Genomic DNA, 26,031 nt, shown 5'->3' with positions numbered 1-26,031 from the left:
CGGGGCACGGACTCAGGCTCGGGCTCGGGCCGCCAGGTCACCTGTTACTACGGGGAAGCCAAGGTCGGGTAACTCCGTGGCCTCTGGAGCGGGAGAGCTGGCAGACTCGCCCGCATGTCCGAATCCGCACCGGTGGTGCCGCGTGATGTCACGGAGTTGCGGCGCCTCGAACAGCGCGGTCAGCGGCTGAAGTTCCTGTACTTCTGGGGCCACCGGCCGCCACGGGGCGGCGGCATCGGCAGCGGGTGCCTCAGCCAGTGGTGGCAGGCGGACTTCGCCGTCGAAGGCGTCACGTACCGCAGCGCCGAGCAGTGCATGATGGCCGAGAAGGCGTGGCTGTTCGGCGATGAACGGACGGCGGCGCGCATCCTGGCGGCCCGCGATCCGGGCGAGATCAAGGCGCTGGGGCGCCAGGTCGCCCGCTTCGACGAAGAGACCTGGGAAGCGCACCGGTACGCCATCGTCGTCCGGGCGAACGTTGCCAAGTTCGGGCAGCATCCGCAGCTGCGGGACTATCTGCTGACGACGGGGCGGCGCGTGCTCGTGGAGGCCAGCCCGGTTGACCGGATCTGGGGTATCGGGCTCGCCGCGGACGATGATCGCGCCGCCCGGCCCGCGGAGTGGCGGGGGCTGAATCTCCTGGGCTTCGCGCTGATGGACGCACGCGCCGCGCTCGGCTGCTGACGTACGGCTTACGTACGCCGGGTCGCCGGTCGCCGGCCAAGGGCAGTGGCAGTGGCAGTGGCAGGCGACGCGCCCGGTCCGTGTCAGCGGACGGGAAGGAGCGTGCCCTGTTCCGCAGGGGGGCGCGGGCCGAAGATGCGCCGTTCCGCCTCGGTGATGGCGAGGTCGTTGATGCTGGCTTCCCGCCGGCTCATCAGCCCGTCCTCCGTGAACTCCCACAGTTCGTTCCCGTAGCTGCGCCACCACTGGCCTGCGGTGTCGTGGTGCTCGTACTGGAAGCGCACCGCGATGCGGTTGCCCGTGAACGCCCACAGTTCCTTGCGCAGTGCGTAGTCGAGCTCTCGGATCCACTTGTCGCGCAGGAAGGCGACGATCTCGTACCGGCCGGTGACGAAGGTGTCGCGGTTCCGCCAGACGGAGTCCTGGGTGTAGGCGAGCGCGACGCGCTCGGGATCACGGGAGTTCCAGCCGTCCTCGGCGGCCTGGACCTTCTGGGCCGCGGACTTCGCGTCGAACGGTGGCAACGGCGGCCGTGGTGCCATGACGGGCTCCTCATCTCGTATCCCGTAGAGAACGATCGTTCTCCGGGTTTCGGCTAGTCTAGAGAACGATCGTTCTCGGCGGTAGTGGGAGATGCTGTGAATCACGAGGAAGCCCGCACACGCCTGCTCGACGCGGCCGGGAGGCTCTTCTACGAGCGCGGCATCCAGGCCGTGAGCATGGACGAACTGCGTGCCGCCTCGGGGGTGTCGCTGAAGCGGCTGTACCAGTGTTTTCCGGCCAAGCACGATCTCGTGGAGGACTACCTGCTGCGCCGTGACGCGCGCTGGCGCGCCGAACTGGCGGACTACGTCGCCCGTCAGGCCCGCACGCCTGAGGACGGCCCGCTGGTGGTCTTCGACTGGCTGCACACCTGGTTCACGGCACCGGACTTCCGGGGCTGTGCCTTCATCAACGCCTTCGGAGAGCTGGGCGCCGTCTCCGACGCGGTGACCCGGGCGGCCCGGCATCACAAGCTGGCCGTCCTCGAGTATCTGACCGATCTCGTACGTGTCCTGCCGGTCCGGGATCCGGCGGAGCTGGCCGGGCAGTTGGTGCTGCTGGTCGACGGCTCGATCACCGCCGCCGCGATGACCGGCGCTCCGTCGGCCGCCCTGCGGGCCCGTACGGCGGGCGCGATCCTCGTGGCGGCGGCGGCGACGACGACGGCGGCGACGGCGACGGCCGGGCCGGACGCCTCGCCCGCACCCGTTTCCGCCCCCACGCCTTCGGGGTGAGGGGAGGCCGGCGAGTGAGGGGGCGAGGCGGGGAAGGGTCAAGAGAATGACTCTAACGGTTCTATTGTTCCGTTAAGATGACTGAGGGGAAGCGGATGGCAGCGGAAGACTGGTTGAGGAGACGGGAGACCCACTGTGGGTTCTGAGGGTTCTGAGGGTGTGGTGCCGGGCACGGTCCGGCCGGGTGGGCGGACCGCCCGGGTGCGGGCAGCGGTACTACGGGCAGCCGGGGACGCCCTTGTCGAGCATGGGTTCGACCGGCTTGACCTCGCCGAAGTGGCCCGCCGCGCGGACGTCGGCAAGACGACCGTCTACCGCCGCTGGGGCACGGCTGCCGGGCTGGTCTCCGATCTGCTGCTCGACATGGCCGAGCAGTCACTGCCCCGTTCGGACACCGGCTCCCTGGAGGAGGACCTCAGACAGAACGCCCGGCTTGTGCTCCGCACCCTGACCGATCCGCGCCAGGGCGCGCTGTTCAAGTCCGTGATAGCCGCCTCGCTGTGCAACGCGCACACCGCCGACGCACTGCACCGCTTCTACGCGACCCGCATCGGGGAGTGGGCGGGCTGTGTCGAGGCGGCGGCCAAGCGCGGCGAGATCCCCGCAGGCACGGATGCGCACGAGGTGATCCGCGCCGTCTCCGCTCCGCTCTACTACCGGTTCGTCGTCAGCGGCGACCCGCTGGACGAGGCCGCCGCCGACCGCGCGGCCGAGGCGGCCGTGGTGGCGGCCCGCGCGGGCACGTACGTCGGCTGAGGCGGAAGCGGAAGCGGGAGACGGAAGCGGGGGACGGAAGCGGAAGACGGCGGGAGCGGGAGGCGGGGTGCTCCCGGCGCCGTCCTGGTGGGTGTTGTTCCGCCGGCTCTGCCCGGAGCGAATCTGCTGCGGGCCAAGAAGACTGCCGTAGCGCCTCATCGGGGCCGAGAGTGAGGAGACCGCGGCGACGGCAGTCGCGGCGGCCACCCCACCAGGAGGACTCGATGACACCACTCCTCACCGGCCCCGAACCGGCTTGGCACACCCCGGCTCCGCACACCTCGACCGCCCCGAACGTGCGGCCCGCCGCCCTGAACGTACGCGCCGCCGCCGACGACACCCCCGCGACGCGCTTCGACGACCACCTCGCCGCACAGCTCCTCATGCAGCGGATCATCTTCCTCGGCACCCAGGTGGACGAGGTCTCCGCGAACCGCGTCTGCGCGCAGCTGCTCGTCCTCTCCGCGGAGAATCCGCGCACCGACATCAGCCTCTACATCAACTCTCCGGGCGGCTCGGTGACGGCGGGGCTGGCGATCTACGACACGATGCGCCTGATCCCGAACCACGTCGCGACCCTCGCCATGGGATTCGCCGCCAGCATGGGCCAGTTCCTGCTCACCGTCGGGGAGCCGGGCAAGCGCTTCGCGCTGCCGAACGCGCGGATCATGATGCACCAGCCGTCGGCCGGTATCGGAGGCACCACCTCCGACATGGCGATCCAGGCCGAGAACCTCGAATTCACCAAGCGGTCGGTCGAACGGATCACCGCGGAGCACACCGGTCAGGCCGAGGAGACCATCTCCCGTGACGGCGACCGCGATCGGTGGTTCACGGCCGAACAGGCCAAGGAGTACGGCATGGTCGACCACGTCGTCGAATCCCTCGAAGACGTCCGCCCGGCCGGTTCGCAGCGAAGGATGGGACTCTGACATGGCCCAGTACACGATCCCGACCGTCGTCCAGCGCACGCCGCAGGGTGAGCGGGCGTACGACATCTACAGCAGCCTGCTGTCCGAGCGGGTCATCTTCCTCGGCACCGAGATCGACGACGGAGTGGCGAACGTCGTCATCGCGCAACTGCTCCACCTCGAATCGTCGAGCCAGGACCGCGAGATCGCGATCTACATCAACTCGCCCGGCGGCTCGTTCACTTCGCTGATGGCGATCTACGACACGATGACGTTCGTCAGTGTGCCGATCTCGACGTTCTGCGTCGGGCAGGCGGCCTCCACGGCGGCGGTGCTCCTCGCCGGGGGAGACCCCGGGCGGCGGTTCGTGCTGGAGCACTCGCGGGTGCTGCTGGGCCAGCCCGCGAGCGGCGGCAGGCAGGGGACCGTCTCGGACCTCAGTATCGAGGCCAAGGAGATGCTGCGGATCCGCTCCGAGGTCGAGGAGGTGCTCTCCCGGCACACGCACCACGAAGTGGCCACCCTCCGGGCCGACATGGACCGGGACAAGATCTTCACCGCGCAGCAGGCGGTGGCGTACGGGCTCGCCGACGAGGTGCTCAGCAGGCGGGCCGTCGCAGCCTGACCGCCGCGGCCCGGCCGCCCGACCGGCCCGCCCGTACGTCAGGCGGCGAGCCTGGTCTCGCCTCGGTGCGAGAGCAGTCGCGTCCGGGTGCGCCGGGCGCGCAGCTCCACGACGGACGTCACCACGTCGTCCCCCTGGCCCGTGGCGGCACGCCCCGATCCGGGGCGGGCAGCGGGGACGACGGAGGTGACCGACGTGACGGAGGTGACCGGGACGACCGGTGCGGGGGCGGTGCGGGACGCGGTGGGCCGCGCACGGCCGAGCCGGGCCAATTCGCCGTGGCTCAGGACGAGAAGGTCCGCCAGTCCCAGGCCGAGCGCGTGGGCGGCGGCCGCGAGTACCTCGGACGAGGCCTCCTTGCGCCCGCGCTCCAGCTCGGAGAGATAGGGCATCGAGATCCTGGCGGCCTCGGCGACATCCTTGAGCGTGCGCTCCTGCGCGAGGCGCTCGCGGCGCAGGACGTCACCGACGACATGCCGCCACAGCGGTTCTCTGGCGGCGGGGGCCGGGCGCGGGGCTGGTTCGGCAGCCGCTGCAACCGGGCGCAGGGGAAGAACGCGGGCTTGGTTGGACGCGTGGCTGCTCACCCCCTCAGCCTAGGAGTGCAGAGCCCGGGCAGGGAGCCGGTGGCGTTCTGCTGTCGGCGAATCCGCCCGGTGCGGCGCCGATCCGGGGCCGTCAGCCCGGAGGCCGAGCTTCGGTCCCGGCTCATCGCAGCCTGCCGCTCACACGAACTCACGCATGACCGGGGCCAGTTCGCGCCACTCGGGCACCGGCAGCAGCCCCGGCTCGGCTGTCAGGACCTGGAGGCAGACATGGTCCGCCCCCGCGTCGAGATGCTCTCGGACACGTCGGCGGGCCGCCTCCAGGTCACCGTAGGCGACGATCGCGTCCACGAGCCTGCGGCTCGGTCCCCCGACGATCTCGTCATCGCCGAAGCCGAGCCGCCGTACGCTCGCCTCCTGGTGCGGCGCCATGGAGACGTAAGCGGCCACGTGGGCGGTGGCCGTCTCGCGGGCGCGGGTGAGGTCGGTATCCAGCACCACGGCCTGCTCGACCCCGAGGAAGGCGTCCGGCCCCATGAGTTCGCGCGCCTGGGCGGTGTGCCGTACGGGCACGAAGTAGGGGTGCGCGCCCCAGGTGCGCTCGGCCGCCAGCTCCAGCATCTTCGGGCCGAGCGCGGCAAGCACCCGGCGCGGGGCCGGGTCCGGGTCCGGACCGTGGGCGGGCACCGCGTCCATCGAGTCCAGGTAGCCGCGCATCGTCGTGACCGCCTTGCCCCGGGCCGGCACGGGATAGCCGTCCAGCCGGTGGACGGTGTCGTCGACGCGATGGCCGCCGAGTCCGAGTACGTAGCGTCCGGGGAACGCCTCGCCGAGCGTACGGGCCGCCCCGGCGGTGGCGATGGGGTCACGGAAGGCGATGTTGGCGATGCCCGCCGCGACCGTCAGACGCCGGGTCGCGGAAAGCAGCAGCCATGCCTGCCCCACCGAATCGCGGCCGAACGCCTCACCGAACCAGATCGCTCCGTAACCGAGTTCCTCGATCTCCGCCGCGGCCTCGCGCACCCGTGGGGCGGGCTGCCCGTCGAAGGCGGACGTCCAGATCCCGACCGGGCCGAGCGTTCCCCGCGTGCCGTCTGTCATTCCTGCTCCCCAGCTGTGTCTGTCGCCTGCCGCCTGTTCCGGAGAGGTTCTCCGGATGCGTTGACCGGTACGATACGGAGAGACTCTCCGTTTGGCTAGCCGGAGGGCTTCCCAGGACCCGGCCCAGCTCACAGGCCACGGGCCACCAGCAGTTCGAGGAGCGGCGATGACGGCACCGCAGGACGGCACGGCCGTGGCGCGGCGGCAGCGTACGGACGCACGGCGCAACCGGGAGCGCCTGGTCGAGGCGGCCCGGGAGGCATACGCCGAGGCCGGCCCGGAGGCGTCACTGAACGAGATCGCGCGGCGGGCCGGGGTGGGGCCCGGCACCCTCTACCGGCACTTCCCCACCCGGACCGAGCTGCTGACGGCGGTACTCAGGAACCGGATCGAGACGCTGTGCACGCGGGCCGTCACACTCCAGGAGGCCGCTGCCGCTGCCGCCGTCCATACCGCCGCCGACGACGCACTCGCGGAGTGGCTGCGCGCCTTCCTGGCGCACGCACGCGTCAATCAGGGGCTCGGCGGTGCGCTCATGCTGGAGGAACCGGCCGCGCTGGGCATCGACTGCCACCAGCTGATCCTCGACGCCGCCGCAGGCATGCTCACCCTGGCCCAGCGCCAGGGAACCGCCCGCACCGACGTGAGCCCCGCCGATCTCCTCCGGCTCGTCACCGGCATCGCCCTGTCCACGGCGCGTGGCGACGACCTGGAGGAACCCGATCGGCTGCTCGGCCTCGTCCTCGACGCCGTGCGGCGGCCGGACCGCAGGGCCTAGGACCGGAGCACCCCGCCCCTGGGTCGGAATCCCGGTGTGCGGCGTCAGTGGCGGGTGGGAGCATGGCGGGCATGGCCCAGACCCCTCCCTCAGCTGAAGCTTCGCCCGAGGCGCGTGACCGGCGCCCCGCCCCCCGGCTCTGGGCGGTGGTGCTCGCCGCGTGCGCGGGGCAGTTCCTCGTCGTACTCGACGTGTCGGTAGTCAATGTGGCGCTGCCGTCGATGCGGTCGGACCTGGGGCTGAGCGGACCGGGGCTGCAGTGGGTGCTGAACGCCTACACCCTCACCTTCGCGGGTTTCATGCTGCTCGGCGGCCGGGCCGGTGACCTCTTCGGGCGCAAGCGCATGTTCCTCGTCGGCCTGGGGCTCTTCGTCGTCGCCTCCCTGGCGGGTGGCCTGGCCCAGGAAGGCTGGCAGTTGGTCACGGCACGCGCCGCGCAGGGCGTCGGCGCCGCGGTGCTCTCCCCGGCCACCCTGACGATCCTGACCACCACCTTCCCGACGGGCGCGGCCCGTACCAGAGCGATAGGCACCTGGACGGCGGTCGGGGCGGGCGGCGGTGCCGCGGGCGGCTTCGTCGGCGGGGTGCTGACGGACGCACTGTCCTGGCGCTGGGTGCTGCTGATCAACGTGCCGGTCGGTGCCGTCGTGCTGTTCGCGGCATGGCTGTGGCTGGCGGAGAGCCGGGCGGGGGAGCGGCGGCGCCTGGACGTACCGGGTGCGCTGCTCGTGACAGCCGGGCTCGGATCGCTGGCGTACGGCATCGTGGAGACGGAGTCGAAGGGCTGGACGGGGGCGGGCGCGCTGCTGCCGCTGTTCGGCGGGATCCTGCTGCTGGCAGCCTTCGTCGCGGTGGAGGCGCGTACGCGGGCGCCGCTCATGCCGCTGAAGCTCTTCCGCATGCGGTCGGTCTCGGCGGCCAACGTGGCGATGTTCGTGAACGGCGCGGCCATGTTCTGCATGTGGTATTTCATGTCGCTCTACATGCAGAACGTGCTGGACTACACGCCGATCCAGGCAGGGCTCGGCTTCGTGCCGCAGTCGCTGGCCATCGTCCTCGGATCGAAGCTCGCACCCCCGCTGATGCAGCGGGTCGGCGCCCGCAACCTCGCCATCGCGGGCACCCTGACGGCCTCCGCCGGCTACTTCTGGCAGAGCGGCATGCAGGCGGACGGCGGCTATCTGGACAGCGTGCTGGGCCCCGGCCTGCTGATGGCGCTCGGCGCCGGGCTGTCGGCCACCCCGCTGGCCTCCATCGCCACCTCCGGTGCCGCCCCCGGCGACGCCGGGCTGGTCTCCGGGCTGATCAACACCTCCCGCACGATGGGTGGCGCACTGGGCCTCGCCGCGCTCTCCACCGTCGCCGCCTCCCGTATCGGCGACCGGACAGGGCCGGTCGCCGAAGCATCGGGCCACGCGCTCGCCTTCCGCACGGGCGGGTGGATACTGATCGGCAGCGCGCTGCTGATGATGCTCACGCTGCCGGGCGGCCGCGAGCGGGACCAGGACCCGCCCGCGGAGGAGGACCCGCAGGCGGGAGAGGACCGGCATACGGGAGCAGACCCGCATGCGGAGAATTTCGAACGGAGCGGGAACCGCGCCGTCAAGGAGCGGGGTGCCCACGGTGAGTGACTTTCCTTCGACCGGCCGCCGGGTGCTCGTCAGCGGCGCCTCGCGCGGCCTCGGCCGCGCCCTCTCGCATGCCTTCGCGGCAAACGGCGACCACGTCGCCGTCCACTACCGTTCACGCCGCGCCGAGGCGGAGGAGACCCTCGCCGGGCTGCCCGGGGAGGGGCACACCCTCGCCGAGGCGGACATCACCGAGCCAGGGGACGCGAAGCGGCTGGTGGCCGAGGCCGCCGGAGCGCTGGGCGGCCTCGACGTCCTGGTGAACAACGCCGCGGCGAACGTCGCGCATCCGCCGCTGAGCACCTCCTACGAGGAGTGGGCCGCCGCCTTCCAGCAGCACACCGCGGTGAACCTGCTGGGCGCCGCATACCTCTCGCACCAGGCGGCCCGGCAGATGGCCGCCGGGAGGGGCGGCCGCATCGTCAACATCGGTTCGCGCGGCGCCTTCCGCGGCGAGCCGGACCACCCCGCGTACGCCGCAACCAAGGCTGCCGTGCACGCGCTCGGCCAGTCGCTGGCGGTGGCGCTCGCACCGCACGGCATCGCGGTCGCCTCCGTCGCACCCGGCTTCTTCGAGACGGAGCGGGTCGCGCACCGGCTGACCGGCGACGAGGGGGCGGCAATCCGCGCGCAGAGCCCGTACGGGCGGGTCGCCCAGCCGGAGGAGATCGCGGAGGCGGTGCTGTGGCTCGCCTCCCCGGCGGCGGAGTGGAGCTCGGGCACGGTGCTCGACCTCAACGGCGCCTCGTACCTGCGCACCTGACCCGGCCCGCATCTGACCCGGCCCCCACCGGCGCTGCTGGCGTCCAGCGGGGCACAGGCGGCGGTCAGTTCGTCCAGGCGGCTACGGCGACCTGTCGCCCGCGATCGCCATCGGCCGTTGCCCATGGCAGGGGCACCACGCCTACCGTAGTCGCCAGCACCGAGGACGTTCCCCCGCATCCTCACCCTGCCCTCACCAGGAGCGCGTCCCATGCCGATCGATCCCGCGAAGGCCCTGGCCGCCCCACCGCGCCGTACCGGGATCACCTGGGAGCCGAAAGACGTGCAGCTCTACCACCTCGGAGTGGGCGCCGGAATCCCGGCCACCGACCCCGCCGAGCTGCGCTACACGCTGGAGAACGAGCTGCGGGTGCTGCCCGCGTTCGCCACCGTCGCGGGCGGCGGACCGGGGGTCGTCGGCGAGTTGGACGCGCCAGGCATCGATGTCGACCTCGCCGCCGTACTGCACGGTGGCCAGACGCTCACGCTGCACCGGCCGATCCCCGTACACGGCGAGGCCGTCCAGACCACGGCCGTCACCGCCGTCCACGACAAGGGCACGGCCGCCGTGATCGCGCTGCGATCCGAGACCGCCGACGCCCACGGGCCGCTGTGGACAAGCGACTTCCAGCTGTTCGTACGCGGCGAGGGCGGCTTCGGCGGCACTCGCGGCCCCTCCGTCCGGCTGCCGCCGCCCGAAGGCGAGCCCGATCGGGTCGTCGAACGCGGCATCCGGGAGGACCAGGCGCTGCTCTACCGGCTCTCCGGCGACCGCAATCCCCTGCACGCCGACCCCGGGTTCGCCCGGCGCGCGGGCTTCGAACGGCCGATCCTGCACGGCCTGTGCTCGTACGGCATCGCCCTCAAGGCGGTCGTCGACACGCTTCTGGACGGCGAGGTGGCGAAGGTACGGAGCTACGCCGCACGCTTCGCCGGGGTCGCCTATCCGGGCGAGACGCTGCGTCTGGCGATGTGGCGGCAGGGGCGGGGCCGCATCCGGCTGGAGGCCACGGCACCCCAGCGCGCGGGCGCGCCGGTGCTCGCGGACACGTGGGTGGAACACGGCTGACGCATGGCGGGGCGGGGCCGTTGGGCTCCCGGCCATCCCGGCCATCCCGGCCACCCGGCGCGCCGGCCACGCGGTGCCCCGGATCAGCGCGTCCGGCGCTGCCGTCCCGCGTCGATCCGCTCCTGGACGAGCTCGGTGACACGGGCGAACCGGGCCAGCTCGTCCCCGGCCACCTCGTCCGCCGCAGATGATGCCGCTCCGGGCTCCGGCTGCCGTACCAGCACCGCCAGCCGGAACGCCAGCGCCCGCACGAGCAGTTGGGCGCCCTCGGCACCCGGGGCGGCCCGCTCCAGCAGCTCCGGCCCGGCGCCGTGATACAGCGTCCCGTCCACCGCCACGATCGCGTCGGCGTATGCCACCGGCCGCCAGTACGGCGAGAAGTCGATGACGGCGGGCACCTGACCGGCCGCGAAAAGCACATTGCCGGTCAGGTCACCATGGACCAGCTGGCAGGGTGCCTCGACCGGCTGCCGGAGCGACAGGATCCGGAGCAGCAGCCGCCGGGCCTCGGACGGCACGCCGCCCGCCGGTGCCAAGCGGGAGCGCCCGCCCCAGGCGACCCGGTCCGCCACCGCCCACGGATGCCGCCGCGCGTCCAGCAGACGGGGGCGTGGCGCCTGCCGCAGGGCCCGGTGAAAGGCCCGCCCGGCGTTCAGCAGGGCAGCCCAGTCGCCCGCCGGGCGTGGCGCGCCGGAGACGAAACGGGAAGCCGCCCAGCCCTCGACCACATACTTCCCGCCGACCGAACACAGCGGCCGCGGCACCCGGAACCCGTGCCCCTCGCCCTGCCGCAGCCCTTCCACCAGCCGCGCTGCCCACTCGCTCTCATCGCCCCCCTCGGCGGGCTTCAGCACGGCGTCGCCCACCCGCACGCTGTGGCCCTGGCCTCCGGACAAGCGCACGGGGCGCCCCGTGAGCCCGAAGGCGGCGACTACGGCAGAGGGCGGCAGCCCGACATCGGCGGTCGACAGAGTCACCCCGCCAGCCTGCGCCACCCGCACCACCGCGCGCACCCGGATATCCCACCTCCGCCCCCGCAGACCGTGCCAGAGGCACGGGAGCGGATACCGGTGGGGTCAGGCGCCCCGTGCCATGGGTGCATGGCGCAGGGGCAGGACGGGCGCCGATGTGGGTGCCCGTCCTCCCCTTGCGGCGCCGGGCGGTGGTCCCTCCCGCAGGGGCATCGCGTCCGGGGGTTCCGCGTCGTCTGCCGCCTCCGCCATGGGTGCCTGCCGCACCGCAGGCCTGAACGCCCGCAGCGTCGCCACCCCGCACGCCGTCTGCGCCGTCGCGTACGGCAGCCGCAGTTCCCCGCCCGGCGTCCAGAGCCCCGTGCCCGCGAGCCAGCCCTCCGGCGCCGGGAGGTGTGCAAGTGCCTTGCGGCCCGGCCGCCACACCGCGACCCAGGTGCCGTTCGGTCCGTCCGCGCGCAGGGCGACAGAGCAGTTCTCCGGCTGGAGCATCTGCCCCGGCTGAAGGGCGAACGGCGTCAGCCGGACACCCGCCGGGCACAGTGCCTCCGGGAAACGAACCGGCCGGTGGCTCCCCAGCACGCCCCAGCCCAGCCGGTCCGTGCCCGCCGCATCGGACCGGACGAGCAGCAGTCCGCTCGCAGGACTCGCCAGCAGCAGCCGGTCGTCACTGTGCTCGGTGATCTGCAGCAGCGGAGTCACCTCGCCGCCGCGCAGCAGGTCGACGACGACGCTCTTGACCGGCGCAGGCGCTCCGCCGACCCCTGGCGCCGTCCGGTCCAGCGACAGCAGCCGCCCCTCCTGGTCCAGCCAGGCGCCACCCGAGCAGCGGCCCCGCACGGTGGCGACCCGCTGCGGCCCGGCAGCGGTACCGCCCGCCACCAGCCAGACCGTGCTGGTGCGCGGCCCGCAGGCCAGTGCGTACGCCAACTGCCCGCCCGGTGAGGGCGGCAGCAGGCTCAGCCGGGTGGCGCCGAGGGCGGCGAGATCGAGGCTGCCCAGCGCCACCTGCCCGGTGTCCGGGCCGGTCGGGTAGAGCAGCGCCAGCTCGTACCGCCCGCGCCGGCGGTGGCGGGCGATGAGCACCCGTCCGTCGGACAGCGGGAGCACCTGGCTGGCAGGCTCCTCCGGGCGGTCGCCCGGCAGGGGCACCGCATACGGCTCGGGCCCGTCGAGCGTCCAGCGCTCCGGATACCAGCCGCGCACCGCACCAGACGCCCTGGTGAGCCGCGCCGCGTACGCACCGTCGGCCGAGATCACACAACCGGCACGCACCACCGGTGCTGCCTTGCCCACGACAATCTCACTGGCGCAAACAGTCATGAAGCGATCACCTCCAGTGAGGAAGCTATGCGCCATGCGTCGGGTCGAACAGAGCGAGTTGGGTGCCTTCACGCGTATGAGTGGCTTTTCTTGTGCGCTCGGTTCGCCTCCGGGCGCTTGGACCCGGAGGCGACACTCCTCGACACTGCACTCGCTCGTACCTCGCTCACTGGGTCTCGTCACTTTCGACACCGGCGCGCCCTCCGGCTCACTCGCTGAGCCTCACTCGCTTCGCTCCCTCGGGACACCGCTGCCCAGGGCGGTTCTGCGCGGCCGCAATCGGACACCGGTACCGCAGGCGCGGACGGCGCGGTACCGGCATGCGCACGCAGCGAGGCAAGGCGGGTGCCGTGTGGCTCACGGACGGGGCCGGGGTGACTGTCAAAGCCCGCACGTGGAGACGGTGCGGTACCGGCTCGCGAACGTAGTGAGCCCCAGCGAGCGAGTCGAAGCGGGCGCCGGTGTCGAAAGTGACGAAGCCAAGTGAGCGAGGTACGAGCGAGTGCAGCGCTGAGGAGTGTCGACACCGGGTACGAGCCCGCGGAGGCGAGCCGAGCGCACAGGAGGAGTGTCGGCATCGGGTACGAGCCCGCGGAGGCGAGCCGAGCGCATAAGAAAGGTAGCCTTCACTTGTGCCAGCTCTCTCCGAAGTCATCTCCGCGCTCGACGGCCTCTGGCCACGTGAGCGGGCCGAGCAGTGGGATGCGGTCGGGACGGTCTGCGGTGATCCGGGCACCGAGGTGACCAGTGTTCTCTTCGCTGTCGATCCGGTCCAGGAGATCGCCGGGCAGGCCGTCGAGCTGGGCGCCCAACTGCTCGTCACTCATCACCCGCTCTATCTGCGCGGGACGACGACCGTGGCTGCCGACACCTTCAAGGGCCGGGTCGTGCACACGTTGATCAAGCACGACATCGCGCTGTACGTTGCGCACACCAACGCCGACCGGGCTGCTCCCGGCGTCTCCGACGCCCTCGCGGGCGCCCTCGGCCTGCGGGTGGTGGGTCCCCTGGTGCCCGATCCGGATGATTCGCAGGAGCGGCGCGGCCTGGGCCGGATCTGCGAACTGGACCGGCCCGTACCGCTGGAGGAGTTCGTCCGGCTCGCCGCCGAGCGGCTTCCGGCGACGGTCCAGGGGGTCCGCGCTGCCGGAGACCCGGCCCGTCCGGTGCGTACGGTGGCGGTCTGCGGCGGTTCCGGGGACGGCCTCTTCGATCAGGTGCGGGCTGCGGGCGTGGACGCTTATGTCACGGCCGATCTGCGGCATCACCCCGCCTCCGAGGCACGCGAGCAGTCGCCGCTGGCGCTTGTGGACGCCGCCCACTTCGCCACCGAATGGCCGTGGTGCGAGCAGGCCGCGGCGCAGCTGGACGCGATCTCGGACCGGCACGGCTGGGGCCTGCGCACGCATGTATCCCGTATGGTCACCGACCCGTGGACGGCGCACGCGGCTTCCTCCCCGGATTCCGCCCGCCCCGCCCTCTCCGCCGCCAACTCGACAACCTCTGGAGCCCCCAACTGAACGCCGCCCCCGCCGACCAGATCCGCCTCCTCGACGTACAGGACCTCGACACACGGCTCGCGCAGCTCGCTCACCGGCGCCGGAACCTGCCCGAGCACGAGGAGATCCAGACGCTGGAGGCCGATCTCAACCAGCTGCGCGACCTGCTGGTGGCCGCGCAGACTGAGGAGAGCGACACCGCCCGCGAGCAGAAGAAGGCCGAGCAGGACGTCGACCAGGTGCGTCAGCGCGCCGCCCGCGATCAGCAGCGTCTCGACTCGGGGATGGTCACCAACCCCAAGGACCTGGAGAGCCTGCAGAGCGAGATCGCTTCGCTCGCCAAGCGGCAGGGGGATCTTGAGGACGTGGTCCTGGAGGTCATGGAGCGCCGCGAGTCCGCGCAGGAGCGGGCGGCCGAGCTCACCGAGCGCGTCGAGTCGGTGCAGGCTCGGGCTGACGACGCGCTCGTGCGCCGGGATGCGGTGCTGACGGAGCTGGACGCCGAATCCGGGACGCTGGCCAAGGAGCGCGGGATCGTGTCCGCTTCGCTGCCCGCCGACCTGCTCAAGCTGTACGAGAAGATTCGTGAGCAGCAGGGCGGCGTGGGTGCGGCCAAGCTCTTCCAGCGCCGCTGCGAGGGCTGCCGTCTGGAGCTGAACATCACCGAGGTCAATGATGTACGGGCGGCGGCTGCGGACACGGTGCTGCGGTGCGAGAACTGCCGCCGGATCCTGGTCCGTACGCCCGAGTCCGGCCTCTGATGGCGGCGCGCAGCTTTGTCGTCGAGGCCGACGGCGGGTCGCGCGGCAACCCCGGCCCGGCTGGGTACGGCGCGGTGGTGAAGGACGCGTCCACGGGCGAGACGCTGGTGGAGACGGCCGCGTACATCGGGCGCGCGACGAACAACGTCGCCGAGTACAAGGGTCTGGTGGCCGGGCTGCGGGCGGCGTACGAGCTGGACGCCTCGGCGGCGGTGCGGGTCCGGATGGACTCCAAGCTGGTGGTCGAGCAGATGTCGGGCCGCTGGAAGATCAAGCACCCGGCGATGCGGCCGCTGGCGGCCGAGGCACAGCAGATCTTCCCGGTGGGGGCGGTGAGCTACGAGTGGTTCCCCCGAGAGAAGAACAAGCACGCCGACCGGCTCGCCAACGAGGCGATGGACGCGGGCAAGCGGGGCGAGGAGTGGTCACCGGGCGGGTCGACTGCTGAGCTGGACGCGGGCGTTCCGGTGGCGACGGCGGCTGCGGCCGCGCCGTCCGTGCCCGCGCCGTCCGCCCTCTCGGAGCCCTCGGCGCCGCCCGCGCCGGCCGCCGGCTGGGGCCCCGACCTCGGGCCGCCCACCACCTTGGTCCTGCTGCGGCACGGGGAGACCGTGTTCACTCCCGAGAAGCGGTTCTCGGGCAGTGGCGGTACCGATCCCGAACTCTCCGAAGTGGGCCGCCGCCAGGCGGAGTCCGCCGCGTCGGCGCTCGCCGCGCGCGGCACCGTGCAGGTGGTGGTCAGTTCGCCGCTGCGCCGCTGCCAGGAGACGGCGGCGGCTGTCGCGGGTCGTCTGGGCCTGGAGGTCCGCACCGAGGACGGCCTGCGCGAGACGCACTTCGGGGCCTGGGAGGGGCTGACTTTCGCGGAGGTGCGGGAGCGCTTTGCGGAGGATCTCGATGCCTGGCTCGCCTCGCCGGAGGCCGAACCGACAGGGGGCGGCGAGAGCTTCGCGGCGGTGGCTCGCCGGGTCGCGCGTGCCCGGGACAAGGTCCTTGCCCGCCATCCGGGGCGTACGGTCCTGCTGGTCACGCATGTGACCCCGGTCAAGACACTGGCCCGGCTGGCATTGGGCGCTCCGCCGGAATCCGTCTTCCGGATGGAGCTCGCCGCCGCCTCCCTGTCAGCGGTGGCCTACTACGCGGACGGTAACGCCTCCCTGCGCCTGCTCAACGACACGGCGCACCTGCGCTGAAGGGGGCGTGGGACCGTCACCTTCACGGCTGGGTGGCCTCGGCCTCCAGCGTGATGGTGATGGTCTCGCCGATCATCGAGCCGGCGGGACCGCCCGTGATGCCGAACTCCGTGCGGCTGATCTCGGTGGACGCCGAGAAGCCAGCCATGGCACCTCCCTGGTAGCCCTTCCCGAAGCCGTTCACCTCCAGGGCGAGGGTGACGGGCCGGGTGACGCCGCGCAGCGAGAGATCTCCGTCGACCAGGAACGCGTCTCCATTGGCGCGTACGCCGGTGGAGGTGAACTTCATCTCCGGGAACTCCTCGGTGTGCAGGAATTCGGCGGTGCGCAGGTGCGCGTCGCGCTGCTCGCTGCGGGTGGAGACGGAGGACGCCTGGATGGTCGCCGTGACCGAGGAGTCCAGCGGGTTCTCACCGGTGACGATCTGGCCCTCGAAGGAGTCGAACCGGCCGCGGACCTTGGCTATGCCCAGGTGCTTGACGGAAAAGGAAACCTCGGAATGGATCGGGTCGATGTTCCAGGTACCGGCGGTGTAGCCGGGAGGGACAGAAACAGACACAGAAATCTCCCAGAATGACGGTGGTTGCACACTCAGTGATGGATCTCGGTGTGAAAGTATCAGCTTCGTATTGAGTGCTCAACTACTTGTACACTGGCTGCATGTCGGTGTACGACCCCCAGCAACAACACCTGCGGAAACCTGAGCAAGCTCGGCGGTCTCAGCAGAACGAATGGCTGACAGACGGTGAACAGGAGCTGTGGCGTTCGTACATGACGGCCCACCTCAAGCTCCAGGCACATCTCGACCGCCGGCTCCGCATCGACGCGGGAATGCCCGTCGCGTACTACGAGATTCTCGCGATGCTCTCCGAGAGCCCCAGCCGTTCACTGCGCATGAGCCGCCTCGCCGAGGTCTGCAACTCCTCGCGCAGCCGCCTCTCGCACGCGGTCGCCGCTCTCGAGAAGGAGGGCTGGGTCAGCCGCTGCGCGACGGCCGGGGACCGGCGCGGCTCCGTCGCCCAGCTGACCGACGCCGGGTTCGCCGCTCTGGAGTCCGCCGCGCCCGGCCACGTCGCCGAGGTACGGGCCTGCTTGTTCGACGGGCTCACCTCCGAGCAGTTGGAAACCCTCAAGGAGGTCAGCCGAATCCTCCACGGCACGCTGGACCGGCGCGCCGCGGAGGACGGGGCACGGCCGTCCGTCAGCCGTGAACCGGCCGGCTGTGAACCAGCCCGCCGTGAGCCAGTCACCCATGAGCTCGGCGGCGCCGGTAGTAGGCGATCGTGACCACCGCCAGCAGCGGGCCCCACAGCAGCATCGGGGCGTAGCAGGCGTTCATGATCGTCGCGGCCGTACCCGTGGGCGCATCGGGGGAGCCCATGGTGTCCGGCTCGTTCCAGCGCAGGGCGCACAGGATCGTGAACGGAGTGAGGAACAGCGCGGCGGCCGAGGCCGGGATCACGGCCGCCAAGGTGGGAACGCGGCGACCGCCCAGCAGCGGCACCCAGTGCGGCAGCACCTCTCCCCAGCGCTGGACGAGCCCCAGCGCCAGCACCCCGAAGCACTCCGCCACCAGACTGAGCACGATCATGTACCACGAGAAGAAGCTGCCGGGCTGGACGTCGTGCATCGCGTTCGGCTCGGCGAAGCCCGACGGTGCGCCCAGAGCGATGGAGACCCGCCACAACCCGGTGGGCAGCACGGTGAGTGCGGCGGCCGTGGCGGCCCATCTGACCGGACGGGACACCAGATGCGTACTGTCCGGGAGTTCGGCCCGCAGCTGGGTCTCGGGGCTGCTTGCGGTGGTGGCCGGTGCGCCGGTCGCGGTGAGCGTCATGGGTGGTCCCCTGTCCGGAAGGAGTGGATCGGTGCGATGGCCTAAGCCTTGTCGCCACCGGCTTCCCGGACCATCTGCCGATCGGCGGATCATGCCGCCCGCACCCGCCCCCGCCCCGGCCGATCGGGCTATGCCGCCGAGTGGGGACAGCGCTTAGTCTCGCTTCCATGCCTTCAACCTGCGGAGAAAGACGTCCGGTGCGGGAGTACGGAGTCGGCGCCGCGGCCGGGCTCGCGGCGCTGGGGACCGTGCTCACGGTCGACGGGCCGAGCCCGTCGGGCATGCTGTCCGCCGCCGTCGCGGTGGCCGTGGCCGTATGGGCGCTCGGCTGCTGGCCGTACTCCCGGTGCCGTCTGGCGTGGCCGCTCGCCGGGGCCTCCGCGCTCTCCCTGCTCACTACCTTCCTCCAGCCGTCCGACGTGGCGGACGAGGCGGGGTGGAAGCTGATCGAGGTCTTCGCACTGCTGTCCGTGCTGCTCATGGTCGTGCGGCGGTCGCCCCGGCGGCCCGCCGTGCTCGGCGCCGGGACGGCCCTCGCGGCGGTCGCCCTGTGGACCGTGCCGTTGGTCGGCCCGTCCGTGCTCGAGCGTGCCGGTGCCGCGCTTTTGTGGTCGCTGCCCGCGCTGGCGGCCGTCGTGGCCGGGGGATACCCCCGCTGGGCGGCTCGCCGGGCGCGGCTGGCCGTCACCGATGCCCGTCGCTTGCAGCAGCTCGAACTCGCCCGCGATCTGCACGACTTCGTCGCACACGACGTGAGCGCGATCGTCGTACAGGCGCAGGCCGCGCGCTTCGTCGCGGACAGCGACCCACGGCAGGCCGTCCTCGCGCTGGAGCGCATCGAGCAGGCGGGGCTGAGCGCGCTGGCGTCGATGGACCGGACGGTACGGACGCTGCACGAAGCAGACGGCCGGACCGTGGCCGCGTCCGCGCCGCCGGGGGCTGGTCAACTGCCGCAGCTGGTGGAGCGGTTCGCGGCCGAGCGGGACGCCGACTGCCGGTTCGCCGCCGAGTCCGGCGCGGCCGAAGCACTCTCCCGCGAGGCGGGGGTGGCCGCCTACCGGCTGGTCGTGGAGGCGCTGACGAACATCCGGCGGCACGCACCGGGCTGCGCCCGCGTCGAGGTGACGCTGGGGCGGTCCACCAAGTCCGGCGCCGTCGAAGTCCGGGTGACCAACGACGCACCACGGGGGGTGGCCGGTGCGGGGCCCTCACCGCTGCGGCGGCGCGGCGGGAGCGGGCTCGCCGGGCTGCGCGAGCGCGTCGAGGCGGCGGGCGGCAGGCTCACCGCCGCTTCCGAGGGCGGCGGCTGGCGGGTCGCTGCCGTGTTCCCCGAGGCGTCCGCCCGGCCATCGCCCGAGGCGGCATCATGGCCGGGGTGACCACACGCATCCTGATCGCCGACGACCAGGAGGACATCCGCAGCGGCTTCCGGCTGGTCCTCGACTCGCAGCCGGACATGACCGTCGTCGGCGAGGCCGCCGACGGCGAAGCGGCCATCGCCCTCGCCCACGAGCTGAAGCCCGATGTCGTCCTCGCCGACATCCGCATGCCGCGCCTCGACGGACTGGAGGTGACCCGGCGGCTCGCGCCGACCACCCGCGTCGTCGTGGTCACCACCTTCGACATGGACGACTATGTGCGCACCGCGCTGCGCGACGGCGCCTGCGGCTTCCTGCTCAAGCGCTCGGGGCCGACGCTGCTGATCGAGGGGATACGCGCCGCGATGGCCGGGGACACGCTCATCAGCCCGCAGATCACCGTCCGCCTGCTGCGCGAACTCTCCGCCACGGGCGGAGCGTCGGCGGGGAAGCTGCCCGGGGCGGGTGCGGCCGGGGCGGCCGTGCCGCAGCCGAACCCGCTCACCGGCCGCGAAATGGAGATCGTCCGCCTGGTCGCCCGCGGCCTCACCAACGCCGAGGCCGGCACGGAACTCTTCATCAGCGCGGGCACGGTGAAGACCCACCTCGCCAACATCCAGGGAAAGCTGGGCGTTTCCAGCCGGGTCGCCATCGCCGCCTGGGCCTGGGAGCACGGTCACGCGGTACCGGGCACACCCTGACCGTGACGCCTCATGCCCCGCGCCTGATGTCCCGCGCCTGATGTCCCACGCCCGCGTCAGGCGGAGACGCGCAACTGCGCAGCCGCACGGGCCAGACGCTCCACCCGTGACCAGTCCTTCGCCGCCAGCGCGTTTGAGGGCAGCATCCAGGTGCCGCCGACACACCCCACGTTGGGCAGCGTGAGATAGTCCGGGGCCGATGCCGCGCCGATGCCGCCGGTGGGGCAGAACCGTGCCCGGGGGAGCGGCGCCGCCAGCGACTTCAGATACGGCACCCCGCCCGCGGCCTCCGCCGGGAAGAACTTCATCTCGGTCACCCCTCGCTCCAGCAGTGCGACGACCTCCGAGGTCGTCGAGACCCCGGGCAGGAACGGCACGCCCGGCGCACGCATCGCGTCCAGCAGTCGGTCGGTCCAGCCGGGGCTGACCAGGAAGCGGGCGCCGGCGTCCACAGCGGCACGTACCTGCTCGGGCGTGAGCAGCGTCCCCGCGCCGATTACTGCCTCCGGCACCTCCGCCGCGATCCTCGTGATCGCGTCCAGCGCGGCGTCCGTACGCAGCGTGACCTCGATCGCGGGCAGCCCGCCCGCCACCAGCGCCCGCGCCAGCGGCACCGCGTCCTCGACGGCGTCGAGGACGACGACCGGGACGACGGGGGCGAGATCCAGCACGGACGGCAGGGGGTGCTGCGGCGGGTGCGACGAGGTGGTCATGGCGGCCATCCTCCCCCTGGGGTGCGTTATCCGCAACGAGCGTTGCGCTTCGTGCAACCGCGAGGAATGGGTGGCGCCTCAGAGATCCCGCACGATCACATCGAGCGACCAGGGCCTCCCCCGCCCCGCCGGGGCATCGCCCTCCACCGTGTAACCAAGTTCCCGCAGGGCACGGACCAGCGCCGCCGGGTCGCGCGGTGCGGCGCCCGCCTCCAGCAGGTCCCGCACCAGGCGGCCCTTGGTCGCCTTGTTGAAGTGCGAGACCACACTCCGCTTCTCCGCACCGGCCACCATCCGGGACTGCAGCACCCGTACCGTCGCCGTCCGCTCCGCGAGCGCGCCCTCCGGCTTCCACATCCCCGCATAGGCAGTCGAACGCAGATCCAGCACCAGGCCGTCACCCGCCGCCTCCGGGATCACCGCCGCCATCGGCGGCCGCCAGTGAGCCGCCAGCGCACCCAGCCCCGGCAGCCGCACGCCGCCGGAACACCGGTAGGCGGGAATCGGGTCCTTGGGCCGCACCGCACCCCACAGCCCGGAGAAGACCAGCAGCGAACGGTTCGCACGCCGCTTGGCCGCCGGGCTCAGCGCCGACAGGCCCAGCGCCTCGTACAGCACGCCGGTGTAGATCTCCCCGGCGGGCCGCACCGGCGCGGTCGGCAGCCCGGCGTTCCTGGCGACCTCCCCCCGCAGCCCCTCGCTCAGACCGAGCACCTCACGAGCCTTGCCCTCGTCACCGGAGCAGAGCGCGACCAGCTCCGCCAGCACCGACGCGCGCGTCTCCGTCAGACCCGGCAGCGACAACGCGGCCAGATCCAGCACGGACCTGGACCGCACCACGGCCTTGCCCTCGGACGGCGGCAGCAGCACGAGCACGGGCTCTCCTTCAACAGGCGGGTCGGACGGGGCAGCGCCCCGCCCCGCAGCCTACGACCCGCGATGACCCGCGAGGACTCCCCCTCGCGCCCGCCTGACGCCACCTGTCTTGGTGTGCCACGATCGGGTGAAAGACCCCGCAGCACGCGGTGCCGACCCCCTCGGCGCCTCAGCATGGTCGTGACCAAGGAAAGGGCGTGACATGACTGTCATGGCACACGAGCCGCTTTCGCAGGAAGAAGTCCTGCTGGAGGGCTTCTTGGCCCTGGACACGCCGGAAGGCTTCCGGGCCGAGTTGATCGAGGGGGAAATTGTCGTGACGCCACCGCCGGACGGCGACCACGAGGACTACATCAGCTTGATCCTCAAGCAGGTGGTCAGGGAATCCTCGACGGATATGGACTTCTCGGCCAACAAGGGTCTCAAGGTGACTCGCGGGCCGTCGGGCCTCACCCACCGCGTCATCCCGGACGGGACCTGGACGCCGACGGACCGGCGCCTCTTCCGGGGGGCGGAGTCATGGATGCCCACCGAAGGGGTTGCCATGGTCGCCGAGGTGACCTCCAGTCGCGCGGACCGCGACCGAGAGGCCAAGCGCCGCTGCTACGCGCAGGGGAGGATCCCGCTCTACCTGTTGGTGGACCGCAGCCGGAGCGCGGTCACGCTGTTCAGCGACCCCACGGACGGCGACTACGGGGACGTGGTCACCCACCCCTTCGGCAAGCCGCTCGCGCTGCCCGCGCCGTTCTCCTTCGACCTGGACACCTCCGCGTTCGGCTGACGGGCTGGGCCGCGGAGGGCCTGACCGTCCGGGTAGGATGAGGGTTGGAGACGAGTCGTGCGGGCGGTCGCGTCGGGATCCGCAAGGGTTCCGCCGAGGAACGTCCGGGCTCCACAGGGCAGGGTGGTAGGTAACGCCTACCTGGGGTGACCCACGGGAAAGTGCCACAGAAAGCAGACCGCCGGGGCCGCGAGGCGCCCGGTAAGGGTGAAACGGTGGTGTAAGAGACCACCAGCGGCCAGGGTGACCTGGCCGGCTCGGTAAACCCCACCCGGAGCAAGGTCAAGAGGAGCCGTCATTCCGTAGGGGACGGCGGCTCTGCGCGGATGTCCGAGGGCGGCCCGCCCGAGTCCGCGGGTAGACCGCTAGAGGTCGTCGGCGACGGCGACCGTAGATGGATGACCGCCTCCGGGCGGACCGCGAGGTCCGCCCGAGACAGAACCCGGCGTAGAGCGCGGCTCGCCTCCGGCCCCACCCCTCACCAGGGGCGGGGCCGTTTTTTCGTCCGCCCCCACGCGGGCCCCCACGCGTACCCGGGTGCCCCTCACGCCCCTGCCTGCTTCCGTTTCGTCCCCAGATCGGGTGGCTCCCTCTCGGGCCGGGTGGCGGAGGGCTCCCGCTGGGCAGTCCACGCCGTACGGGCACGACGACACCACTCGGCCGACTGCACGGGCTCCCTCCCCGCACCCGCAGCCAGCGCCGGAACCGGAGGGGCAGGCGGATGGCTCAGGAACAAGTAGGGGGCAGGCGGCGGGATTCCACCCCCTTGCCCGTCCCGGCGGGCGGCGGCGGGAGGGGGCGCCCGGCGCGGCTGGACTCCCTGACCGGGGTCCGTTTCTTCGCCGCCAGCGGCGTCGTCTTCGCGCACGCCATGACGTTCGGCGCGGACGGTCCTGCCCCGGAGGTGGTCAGCTGGCTGGGCATGAGCGCGGTGACGCTCTTCTTCATCCTCAGCGGCTATGTGCTCACGCACTCCTGGCGGCCGGGGGACACGGCACGGGCGTTCTGGCGGCGCAGGGCCGCCAAGGTGCTGCCCAACCACGTACTGACGTGGGGCGGGGCCCTGCTCGTCACCGCGGTCGTCGGGACGGCCCTGACGCCCCGCGACCCCGGAGCCCTGGCCGATGTGGCGGCCCTGCTGCTGGTGCATACCTGGGTCAGCCCCGAATACGCGCTCGCCGGAAACGTCGTCGCGTGGTCCCTGGCCGCCGAAGCACTGTTCTACCTTCTCTTCCCCGCCCTGATCCCCCTCGTCCTGCGGCTGACCCGGCGAGGCTGCCTGGCCCTGGCGGCGGTGTCCCTGGTGGTGCTGTGGTCCCTGCCCCTGTTCTGCGCGCTCCTCATCGACCCGCACACCATGGACGGCATCCCGCAGGGCTCGGACGCCTCCTGGTTCCTGTATGTGCTGCCCGCAGCCCGGCTCCCTCAGTTTCTTCTGGGCATGGTGGTGGCCCGGCTGTCCGTCCTGGCCCCCGAGCTGCCACGGATCGGGGTGCTGCGTGTCTGCGGGCTGCTGACCGTCACGCTGCTGGCCGGTTCCGCATGGCTGCCGGACGCCTTCATGTGCTCCGCGGTCACCACCTTCTCCCTGGCCCTCCTGATCCACGCCGTCTCGGGGCTGGATCTGCGCGGAGAGTGGTCACTGCTGCGCACACGGGTGGCGGTGTTCCTCGGCGAGATCTCCTACGCCCTCTACCTCGTCCACTTCCAGATCCTCATCCTCACCCACCACGTCACGAGCGAGCACGGATGGTCGCGCGGGCCCGCACTCACCCTGGCGCTGACGCTCACGCTGCTCATGGCATGGCTGCTCTACGTGTCCGTCGAGCGCCCCTTCATGCGCCGCTTCGCCCGCCCGCGCCCGCGCCCGCGCACCCAGCCGCCCGAGGTCAGCCGAGGTCGCGGGCGGCCATGGCGGCCTGGACGCGGTTGGTGACGCCCAGCTCGGTGAGGATGCGGCTGACGTGGGCCTTGACGGTCGATTCGCGCAGGTGCAGGAGTCTGCCGATGTCCGCGTTGGTCATCCCGTCCGCCAGTGCCGCGAGCACCTGGCGTTCGCGCGGGGTGAGCCTAGCCGCCGCCGCTCTCGCGGCCTGGGCGCGGGCCGTGTCGGGGCGGTGGAAGCGGCTGATCACCGTACGGGTGACGGTGGGGGAGAGCAGGGCCGCGCCGCCCGCGATGATCCGTACCGCGCGGAGGATCTCCTCCGGCGGGGTGTCCTTGAGCAGGAAGCCCGCCGCGCCCGCCTCCAGCGCGCCGTACACGTACTCGTCCAGGTCGAAGGTGGTCAGCACGGCAACCGCCGGGGCGTCGGGGAGCTTCCGGAGCGCGCCGGTGGCCGCGATGCCGTCCATGACGGGCATGCGGATGTCCACCAGTGCCACGTCTGTGCGGTGCCTGCGGGCGGCTTCCACCGCCTCGCGGCCGTTCGCCGCTTCGGCGACCAGTTGGAGACCGTCGTCGGTGGCGATGAGGTCGGTGAGTCCGGCGCGGACGAACGCGTCGTCGTCGACGACGAGCACCCGGATCATCGCGGGCTCACCGCTTCCGCCATCGGTGCCGTCTCTTCCAGCGGATGGGCGGGTACGGGCAGTTCGGCCCGCAGGACGAAGCGGCCTTCGTCGGTGCGGCGGGTGGTCAGTTCACCGTGCAGTGCCGAGACGCGTTCGGCGATGCCCACCAGACCGTAGCCGTGGTGCGCGCCGTCGCCGTGCCGGGCGGTGGGCGGCGGGCAGGCGTTCTCCACGCGGATCTCCACCCGCCCGCGCCGCACGGTGACGGTGAGGTCGACCGGCGCCGCGGGGGCGTGCTTGCGTGCGTTGGTGAGCGCCTCCTGGACGATCCGGTGGACGGCCAGCCGTACGGCGGCGGACAGCCCGTGCAGTGTGCCGAGCCGGGCATGCACCCGGATGCCGGCGGCCTCGGACTCGGCGATCAGGGCGGGCAGATCGTCGGATGTGGGTGCCAGGGGAGCCGGGCCCTCGTGGTCGCGCAGGGCGCCGAGCAGGTCCCGCAGGTCGTCCAGAGCGTGCGCGCTGGTGTCGCGCAGCAGGGAGAGGCGCTCGCGCACCGGTTCCGGCACCTCCTCGCCGCGCCGTTGCAGTACCCCGGTGTGGAGGACCAGCAGGCTCAGCCGGTGGGCGAGCACGTCGTGCATCTCCCGGGCGATGCGGGCCCGTTCGGCCAGCCGCACCTGGTCGTCGCGCAGTTGGTGGGCGGCTCGGATGTGCTCCAACTGCCGGGCCAGCGAAAGGGCGAGGTCGCGGTGGCTGCGGGCGGCGAGCCCGAAGGCCAGCGGCACGGCCAGCACGGCACACGGCAGGAAGGTGACCTGCGGCATGTTGACCAGGGTGCGGAAGGGGTCGAGTGCGGCGGGGACGAAGGCGATGGCGGTCAGGCCCAGCGCGAGGGCGCGGGGGCGCCACAGGGTCACGGCGTACAGGGCGACGAACGCGGGCCAGATCTGGCTCTCCAGCAGGAATCCGGTGATCGTCACCAGCGCCACCGTGACCGGCAGCCGGTGGCACAGCAGCAGTACGGCGCACAGCCCGGCGGTGACGAGGCCGCTCACCCCTGGGTCCGCGATGAGCCCCTCGCGCCCGTCCAGCGCGGTGCGCAGCGACTTGAACACGACGAAGGCGAACCCCGCGGCCAGCAGCGACTTCCGTTGCCATGGCGTCAGCAAGCGGCCTCGCTGGGGCTGTTCCGGGGTGGTCATACCCGCATCGTAGGCAGCGTGGAGTGCCCTGCGCATGCGACGAAAGTCGATGGTTCGGTGCCGTACCACCGCCGTTCGTCGGCTCTTCTCCGCCGACTTGTGGCGGATGTACGCGGTGCCGCCCGGTTGGACAGTGGGCGCGTATCCGCAGTACGAGGAGGAAC

At 72.2% G+C, this 26,031-nt stretch carries 27 protein-coding genes, 1 other RNA gene and 1 pseudogene; 18 read left to right on the top strand and 11 right to left on the bottom strand.

The features are described 5' to 3' along the window. Nucleotides 1-114: 114 nt before the first annotated feature. Nucleotides 115-684 carry a riboflavin biosynthesis intermediates N-glycosidase gene (ybiA, locus tag LHJ74_RS09720; protein WP_260217491.1) on the top strand — a complete coding sequence of 190 codons (570 nt, stop codon included), beginning with the start codon at nt 115-117 and terminating at the stop codon, nt 682-684. Between the two features lie 83 nt (nt 685-767). Here ybiA and LHJ74_RS09715 read toward each other — a convergent pair whose 3' ends face one another. Next, entirely contained in the window at nt 768-1,226 is a 459-nt protein-coding gene (locus tag LHJ74_RS09715) for a nuclear transport factor 2 family protein (RefSeq protein WP_260217490.1), read from the bottom strand. Nucleotides 1,227-1,322: 96 nt separating this feature from the next. Between LHJ74_RS09715 and LHJ74_RS09710 the strand changes: the two genes are divergently transcribed. From LHJ74_RS09710 to LHJ74_RS09695, 4 genes are all read left to right on the top strand, one after another. Continuing rightward, the gene (locus tag LHJ74_RS09710; protein ID WP_260217489.1) at nt 1,323-1,961 is read left to right on the top strand and encodes a TetR/AcrR family transcriptional regulator; all 639 of its coding nucleotides are present in this window, start codon (nt 1,323-1,325) and stop codon (nt 1,959-1,961) included. Nucleotides 1,962-2,096: 135 nt separating this feature from the next. Next, nucleotides 2,097-2,717: a TetR/AcrR family transcriptional regulator gene (locus LHJ74_RS09705; RefSeq protein ID WP_260217487.1), complete on the top strand. Its 621-nt coding sequence runs from the start codon at nt 2,097-2,099 to the stop codon at nt 2,715-2,717. A gap of 224 nt (nt 2,718-2,941) precedes the next feature. Further along, the gene (locus LHJ74_RS09700; RefSeq protein ID WP_260217486.1) at nt 2,942-3,649 is read left to right on the top strand and encodes a ClpP family protease; all 708 of its coding nucleotides are present in this window, start codon (nt 2,942-2,944) and stop codon (nt 3,647-3,649) included. Nucleotide 3,650: 1 nt separating this feature from the next. Continuing rightward, entirely contained in the window at nt 3,651-4,253 is a 603-nt protein-coding gene (locus LHJ74_RS09695; protein ID WP_260217485.1) for a ClpP family protease, read from the top strand. A gap of 224 nt (nt 4,254-4,477) precedes the next feature. On the opposite strand, the pseudogene LHJ74_RS09690 reads toward LHJ74_RS09695, so the two are convergent. Together LHJ74_RS09690 and LHJ74_RS09685 are read right to left on the bottom strand one after the other, a co-directional pair. Further along, nucleotides 4,478-4,840 (bottom strand): annotated as a pseudogene (locus tag LHJ74_RS09690) (helix-turn-helix domain-containing protein); the annotation flags it as partial. Between the two features lie 138 nt (nt 4,841-4,978). Next, the gene (locus tag LHJ74_RS09685; RefSeq protein WP_260217484.1) at nt 4,979-5,899 is read right to left on the bottom strand and encodes a TIGR03620 family F420-dependent LLM class oxidoreductase; all 921 of its coding nucleotides are present in this window, start codon (nt 5,897-5,899) and stop codon (nt 4,979-4,981) included. 166 nt (nt 5,900-6,065) lie between these two features. Here LHJ74_RS09685 and LHJ74_RS09680 point away from each other — a divergent pair, with 166 nt between their 5' ends. The 4 genes from LHJ74_RS09680 (at nt 6,066) to LHJ74_RS09665 (ending at nt 10,136) form a co-directional block, all read left to right on the top strand. After that, the gene (locus tag LHJ74_RS09680; protein WP_260217483.1) at nt 6,066-6,677 is read left to right on the top strand and encodes a TetR/AcrR family transcriptional regulator; all 612 of its coding nucleotides are present in this window, start codon (nt 6,066-6,068) and stop codon (nt 6,675-6,677) included. A 62-nt stretch (nt 6,678-6,739) separates the two neighbouring features. Then, nucleotides 6,740-8,308 (top strand): MFS transporter, encoded by a 1,569-nt coding sequence (locus LHJ74_RS09675; RefSeq protein ID WP_375546707.1) that lies wholly within the window; start codon nt 6,740-6,742, stop codon nt 8,306-8,308. Then, nucleotides 8,244-9,068 carry an SDR family NAD(P)-dependent oxidoreductase gene (locus LHJ74_RS09670; protein WP_375546706.1) on the top strand — a complete coding sequence of 275 codons (825 nt, stop codon included), beginning with the start codon at nt 8,244-8,246 and terminating at the stop codon, nt 9,066-9,068. The genes LHJ74_RS09675 and LHJ74_RS09670 overlap by 65 nt, the downstream gene beginning before the upstream one ends. 210 nt (nt 9,069-9,278) lie before the next feature. After that, nucleotides 9,279-10,136 (top strand): MaoC/PaaZ C-terminal domain-containing protein, encoded by an 858-nt coding sequence (locus tag LHJ74_RS09665; RefSeq protein ID WP_260217479.1) that lies wholly within the window; start codon nt 9,279-9,281, stop codon nt 10,134-10,136. A gap of 83 nt (nt 10,137-10,219) precedes the next feature. On the opposite strand, the gene LHJ74_RS09660 is transcribed toward LHJ74_RS09665, so the two are convergent. Together LHJ74_RS09660 and LHJ74_RS09655 are read right to left on the bottom strand one after the other, a co-directional pair. Continuing rightward, nucleotides 10,220-11,113, bottom strand: coding sequence for a TIGR02569 family protein (locus LHJ74_RS09660; protein WP_260217478.1), 894 nt, complete (start codon nt 11,111-11,113; stop codon nt 10,220-10,222). A gap of 99 nt (nt 11,114-11,212) precedes the next feature. After that, nucleotides 11,213-12,430 (bottom strand): hypothetical protein, encoded by a 1,218-nt coding sequence (locus tag LHJ74_RS09655; protein WP_260217477.1) that lies wholly within the window; start codon nt 12,428-12,430, stop codon nt 11,213-11,215. 632 nt (nt 12,431-13,062) lie between these two features. On the opposite strand from LHJ74_RS09655, the gene LHJ74_RS09650 reads away from it, so the two are divergent. Genes LHJ74_RS09650 through LHJ74_RS09640 form a run of 3 tightly spaced genes read left to right on the top strand, consistent with a single transcriptional unit; the run spans nt 13,063 to nt 15,883 of the window. Then, nucleotides 13,063-13,950, top strand: coding sequence for a Nif3-like dinuclear metal center hexameric protein (locus LHJ74_RS09650; protein WP_260217476.1), 888 nt, complete (start codon nt 13,063-13,065; stop codon nt 13,948-13,950). After that, a complete protein-coding gene (locus LHJ74_RS09645; RefSeq protein WP_260217852.1) occupies nt 13,947-14,690 on the top strand; it encodes a zinc ribbon domain-containing protein in 744 nt (247 codons plus the stop codon). The genes LHJ74_RS09650 and LHJ74_RS09645 overlap by 4 nt, the downstream gene beginning before the upstream one ends. Continuing rightward, on the top strand, nt 14,690-15,883 hold the full coding sequence (locus tag LHJ74_RS09640; protein ID WP_260217851.1) for a bifunctional RNase H/acid phosphatase: 1,194 nt from the start codon (nt 14,690-14,692) through the stop codon (nt 15,881-15,883). The genes LHJ74_RS09645 and LHJ74_RS09640 overlap by 1 nt, the downstream gene beginning before the upstream one ends. A 22-nt stretch (nt 15,884-15,905) precedes the next feature. Here the strand turns inward: LHJ74_RS09640 and LHJ74_RS09635 are convergent, their stop codons facing one another. Further along, nucleotides 15,906-16,442, bottom strand: coding sequence for a YceI family protein (locus LHJ74_RS09635; RefSeq protein ID WP_260217475.1), 537 nt, complete (start codon nt 16,440-16,442; stop codon nt 15,906-15,908). A gap of 212 nt (nt 16,443-16,654) precedes the next feature. On the opposite strand from LHJ74_RS09635, the gene LHJ74_RS09630 reads away from it, so the two are divergent. After that, nucleotides 16,655-17,170 carry a MarR family winged helix-turn-helix transcriptional regulator gene (locus LHJ74_RS09630; protein WP_260217474.1) on the top strand — a complete coding sequence of 172 codons (516 nt, stop codon included), beginning with the start codon at nt 16,655-16,657 and terminating at the stop codon, nt 17,168-17,170. Here LHJ74_RS09630 and LHJ74_RS09625 read toward each other — a convergent pair. Then, entirely contained in the window at nt 17,130-17,720 is a 591-nt protein-coding gene (locus tag LHJ74_RS09625; RefSeq protein ID WP_260217473.1) for a hypothetical protein, read from the bottom strand. The genes LHJ74_RS09630 and LHJ74_RS09625 overlap by 41 nt on opposite strands. A 167-nt stretch (nt 17,721-17,887) precedes the next feature. Between LHJ74_RS09625 and LHJ74_RS09620 the strand changes: the two genes are divergently transcribed. Further along, nucleotides 17,888-19,099, top strand: coding sequence for a sensor histidine kinase (locus tag LHJ74_RS09620; RefSeq protein ID WP_260217472.1), 1,212 nt, complete (start codon nt 17,888-17,890; stop codon nt 19,097-19,099). Next, nucleotides 19,087-19,779 (top strand): response regulator, encoded by a 693-nt coding sequence (locus tag LHJ74_RS09615; RefSeq protein WP_260217471.1) that lies wholly within the window; start codon nt 19,087-19,089, stop codon nt 19,777-19,779. Before LHJ74_RS09620 ends, LHJ74_RS09615 begins: the two co-directional genes overlap by 13 nt. A gap of 56 nt (nt 19,780-19,835) precedes the next feature. Here LHJ74_RS09615 and eda read toward each other — a convergent pair whose 3' ends face one another. Continuing rightward, nucleotides 19,836-20,492: a bifunctional 4-hydroxy-2-oxoglutarate aldolase/2-dehydro-3-deoxy-phosphogluconate aldolase gene (eda, locus tag LHJ74_RS09610; RefSeq protein ID WP_260217470.1), complete on the bottom strand. Its 657-nt coding sequence runs from the start codon at nt 20,490-20,492 to the stop codon at nt 19,836-19,838. A gap of 78 nt (nt 20,493-20,570) precedes the next feature. Beyond that, nucleotides 20,571-21,368 (bottom strand): peroxide stress protein YaaA, encoded by a 798-nt coding sequence (gene yaaA, locus LHJ74_RS09605; RefSeq protein ID WP_260217469.1) that lies wholly within the window; start codon nt 21,366-21,368, stop codon nt 20,571-20,573. Between the two features lie 211 nt (nt 21,369-21,579). On the opposite strand from yaaA, the gene LHJ74_RS09600 reads away from it, so the two are divergent. The 3 genes from LHJ74_RS09600 (at nt 21,580) to LHJ74_RS09590 (ending at nt 24,085) form a co-directional block, all read left to right on the top strand. Then, nucleotides 21,580-22,149 (top strand): Uma2 family endonuclease, encoded by a 570-nt coding sequence (locus LHJ74_RS09600; protein WP_260217850.1) that lies wholly within the window; start codon nt 21,580-21,582, stop codon nt 22,147-22,149. Between the two features lie 51 nt (nt 22,150-22,200). Then, nucleotides 22,201-22,615, top strand: an RNA gene (gene rnpB / locus LHJ74_RS09595) — RNase P RNA component class A. A gap of 255 nt (nt 22,616-22,870) precedes the next feature. Next, nucleotides 22,871-24,085, top strand: a complete 1,215-nt coding sequence (locus LHJ74_RS09590) for an acyltransferase family protein (RefSeq protein ID WP_260217466.1) — start codon at nt 22,871-22,873, stop codon at nt 24,083-24,085. Here the strand turns inward: LHJ74_RS09590 and LHJ74_RS09585 are convergent. Continuing rightward, nucleotides 24,039-24,680 (bottom strand): response regulator, encoded by a 642-nt coding sequence (locus LHJ74_RS09585; RefSeq protein ID WP_260217465.1) that lies wholly within the window; start codon nt 24,678-24,680, stop codon nt 24,039-24,041. The two genes, LHJ74_RS09590 and LHJ74_RS09585, sit on opposite strands and share 47 nt — an antisense overlap. Further along, nucleotides 24,677-25,867: a sensor histidine kinase gene (locus LHJ74_RS09580; RefSeq protein WP_260217464.1), complete on the bottom strand. Its 1,191-nt coding sequence runs from the start codon at nt 25,865-25,867 to the stop codon at nt 24,677-24,679. The genes LHJ74_RS09585 and LHJ74_RS09580 overlap by 4 nt, the downstream gene beginning before the upstream one ends. Nucleotides 25,868-26,031: the final 164 nt, after the last annotated feature.

It is taken from the genome of Streptomyces gossypii, from assembly GCF_025165795.1.
GTDB classification, from domain to species: domain Bacteria; phylum Actinomycetota; class Actinomycetes; order Streptomycetales; family Streptomycetaceae; genus Streptomyces; species Streptomyces gossypii.
This window is presented reverse-complemented; position numbering and strand designations above follow the sequence as displayed.

Excerpts from the sequence above, each read along its gene's own strand:
- ybiA (WP_260217491.1), top strand. The coding sequence starts at position 115 with ATGTCCGAATCCGCACCGGTGGTGCCGCGTGATGTCACGGAGTTGCGG.
- LHJ74_RS09715 (WP_260217490.1), bottom strand. The coding sequence starts at position 1,226 with ATGGCACCACGGCCGCCGTTGCCACCGTTCGACGCGAAGTCCGCGGCC.
- LHJ74_RS09700 (WP_260217486.1), top strand. The coding sequence starts at position 2,942 with ATGACACCACTCCTCACCGGCCCCGAACCGGCTTGGCACACCCCGGCT.
- LHJ74_RS09695 (WP_260217485.1), top strand. The coding sequence starts at position 3,651 with ATGGCCCAGTACACGATCCCGACCGTCGTCCAGCGCACGCCGCAGGGT.
- LHJ74_RS09685 (WP_260217484.1), bottom strand. The coding sequence starts at position 5,899 with ATGACAGACGGCACGCGGGGAACGCTCGGCCCGGTCGGGATCTGGACG.
- LHJ74_RS09680 (WP_260217483.1), top strand. The coding sequence starts at position 6,066 with ATGACGGCACCGCAGGACGGCACGGCCGTGGCGCGGCGGCAGCGTACG.
- LHJ74_RS09675 (WP_375546707.1), top strand. The coding sequence starts at position 6,740 with ATGGCGGGCATGGCCCAGACCCCTCCCTCAGCTGAAGCTTCGCCCGAG.
- LHJ74_RS09670 (WP_375546706.1), top strand. The coding sequence starts at position 8,244 with ATGCGGAGAATTTCGAACGGAGCGGGAACCGCGCCGTCAAGGAGCGGG.
- LHJ74_RS09665 (WP_260217479.1), top strand. The coding sequence starts at position 9,279 with ATGCCGATCGATCCCGCGAAGGCCCTGGCCGCCCCACCGCGCCGTACC.
- LHJ74_RS09655 (WP_260217477.1), bottom strand. The coding sequence starts at position 12,430 with ATGACTGTTTGCGCCAGTGAGATTGTCGTGGGCAAGGCAGCACCGGTG.
- LHJ74_RS09640 (WP_260217851.1), top strand. The coding sequence starts at position 14,690 with ATGGCGGCGCGCAGCTTTGTCGTCGAGGCCGACGGCGGGTCGCGCGGC.
- LHJ74_RS09630 (WP_260217474.1), top strand. The coding sequence starts at position 16,655 with ATGACGGCCCACCTCAAGCTCCAGGCACATCTCGACCGCCGGCTCCGC.
- LHJ74_RS09625 (WP_260217473.1), bottom strand. The coding sequence starts at position 17,720 with ATGACGCTCACCGCGACCGGCGCACCGGCCACCACCGCAAGCAGCCCC.
- LHJ74_RS09620 (WP_260217472.1), top strand. The coding sequence starts at position 17,888 with ATGCCTTCAACCTGCGGAGAAAGACGTCCGGTGCGGGAGTACGGAGTC.
- LHJ74_RS09615 (WP_260217471.1), top strand. The coding sequence starts at position 19,087 with ATGGCCGGGGTGACCACACGCATCCTGATCGCCGACGACCAGGAGGAC.
- eda (WP_260217470.1), bottom strand. The coding sequence starts at position 20,492 with ATGACCACCTCGTCGCACCCGCCGCAGCACCCCCTGCCGTCCGTGCTG.
- LHJ74_RS09600 (WP_260217850.1), top strand. The coding sequence starts at position 21,580 with ATGGCACACGAGCCGCTTTCGCAGGAAGAAGTCCTGCTGGAGGGCTTC.
- LHJ74_RS09590 (WP_260217466.1), top strand. The coding sequence starts at position 22,871 with ATGGCTCAGGAACAAGTAGGGGGCAGGCGGCGGGATTCCACCCCCTTG.
- LHJ74_RS09585 (WP_260217465.1), bottom strand. The coding sequence starts at position 24,680 with ATGATCCGGGTGCTCGTCGTCGACGACGACGCGTTCGTCCGCGCCGGA.
- LHJ74_RS09580 (WP_260217464.1), bottom strand. The coding sequence starts at position 25,867 with ATGACCACCCCGGAACAGCCCCAGCGAGGCCGCTTGCTGACGCCATGG.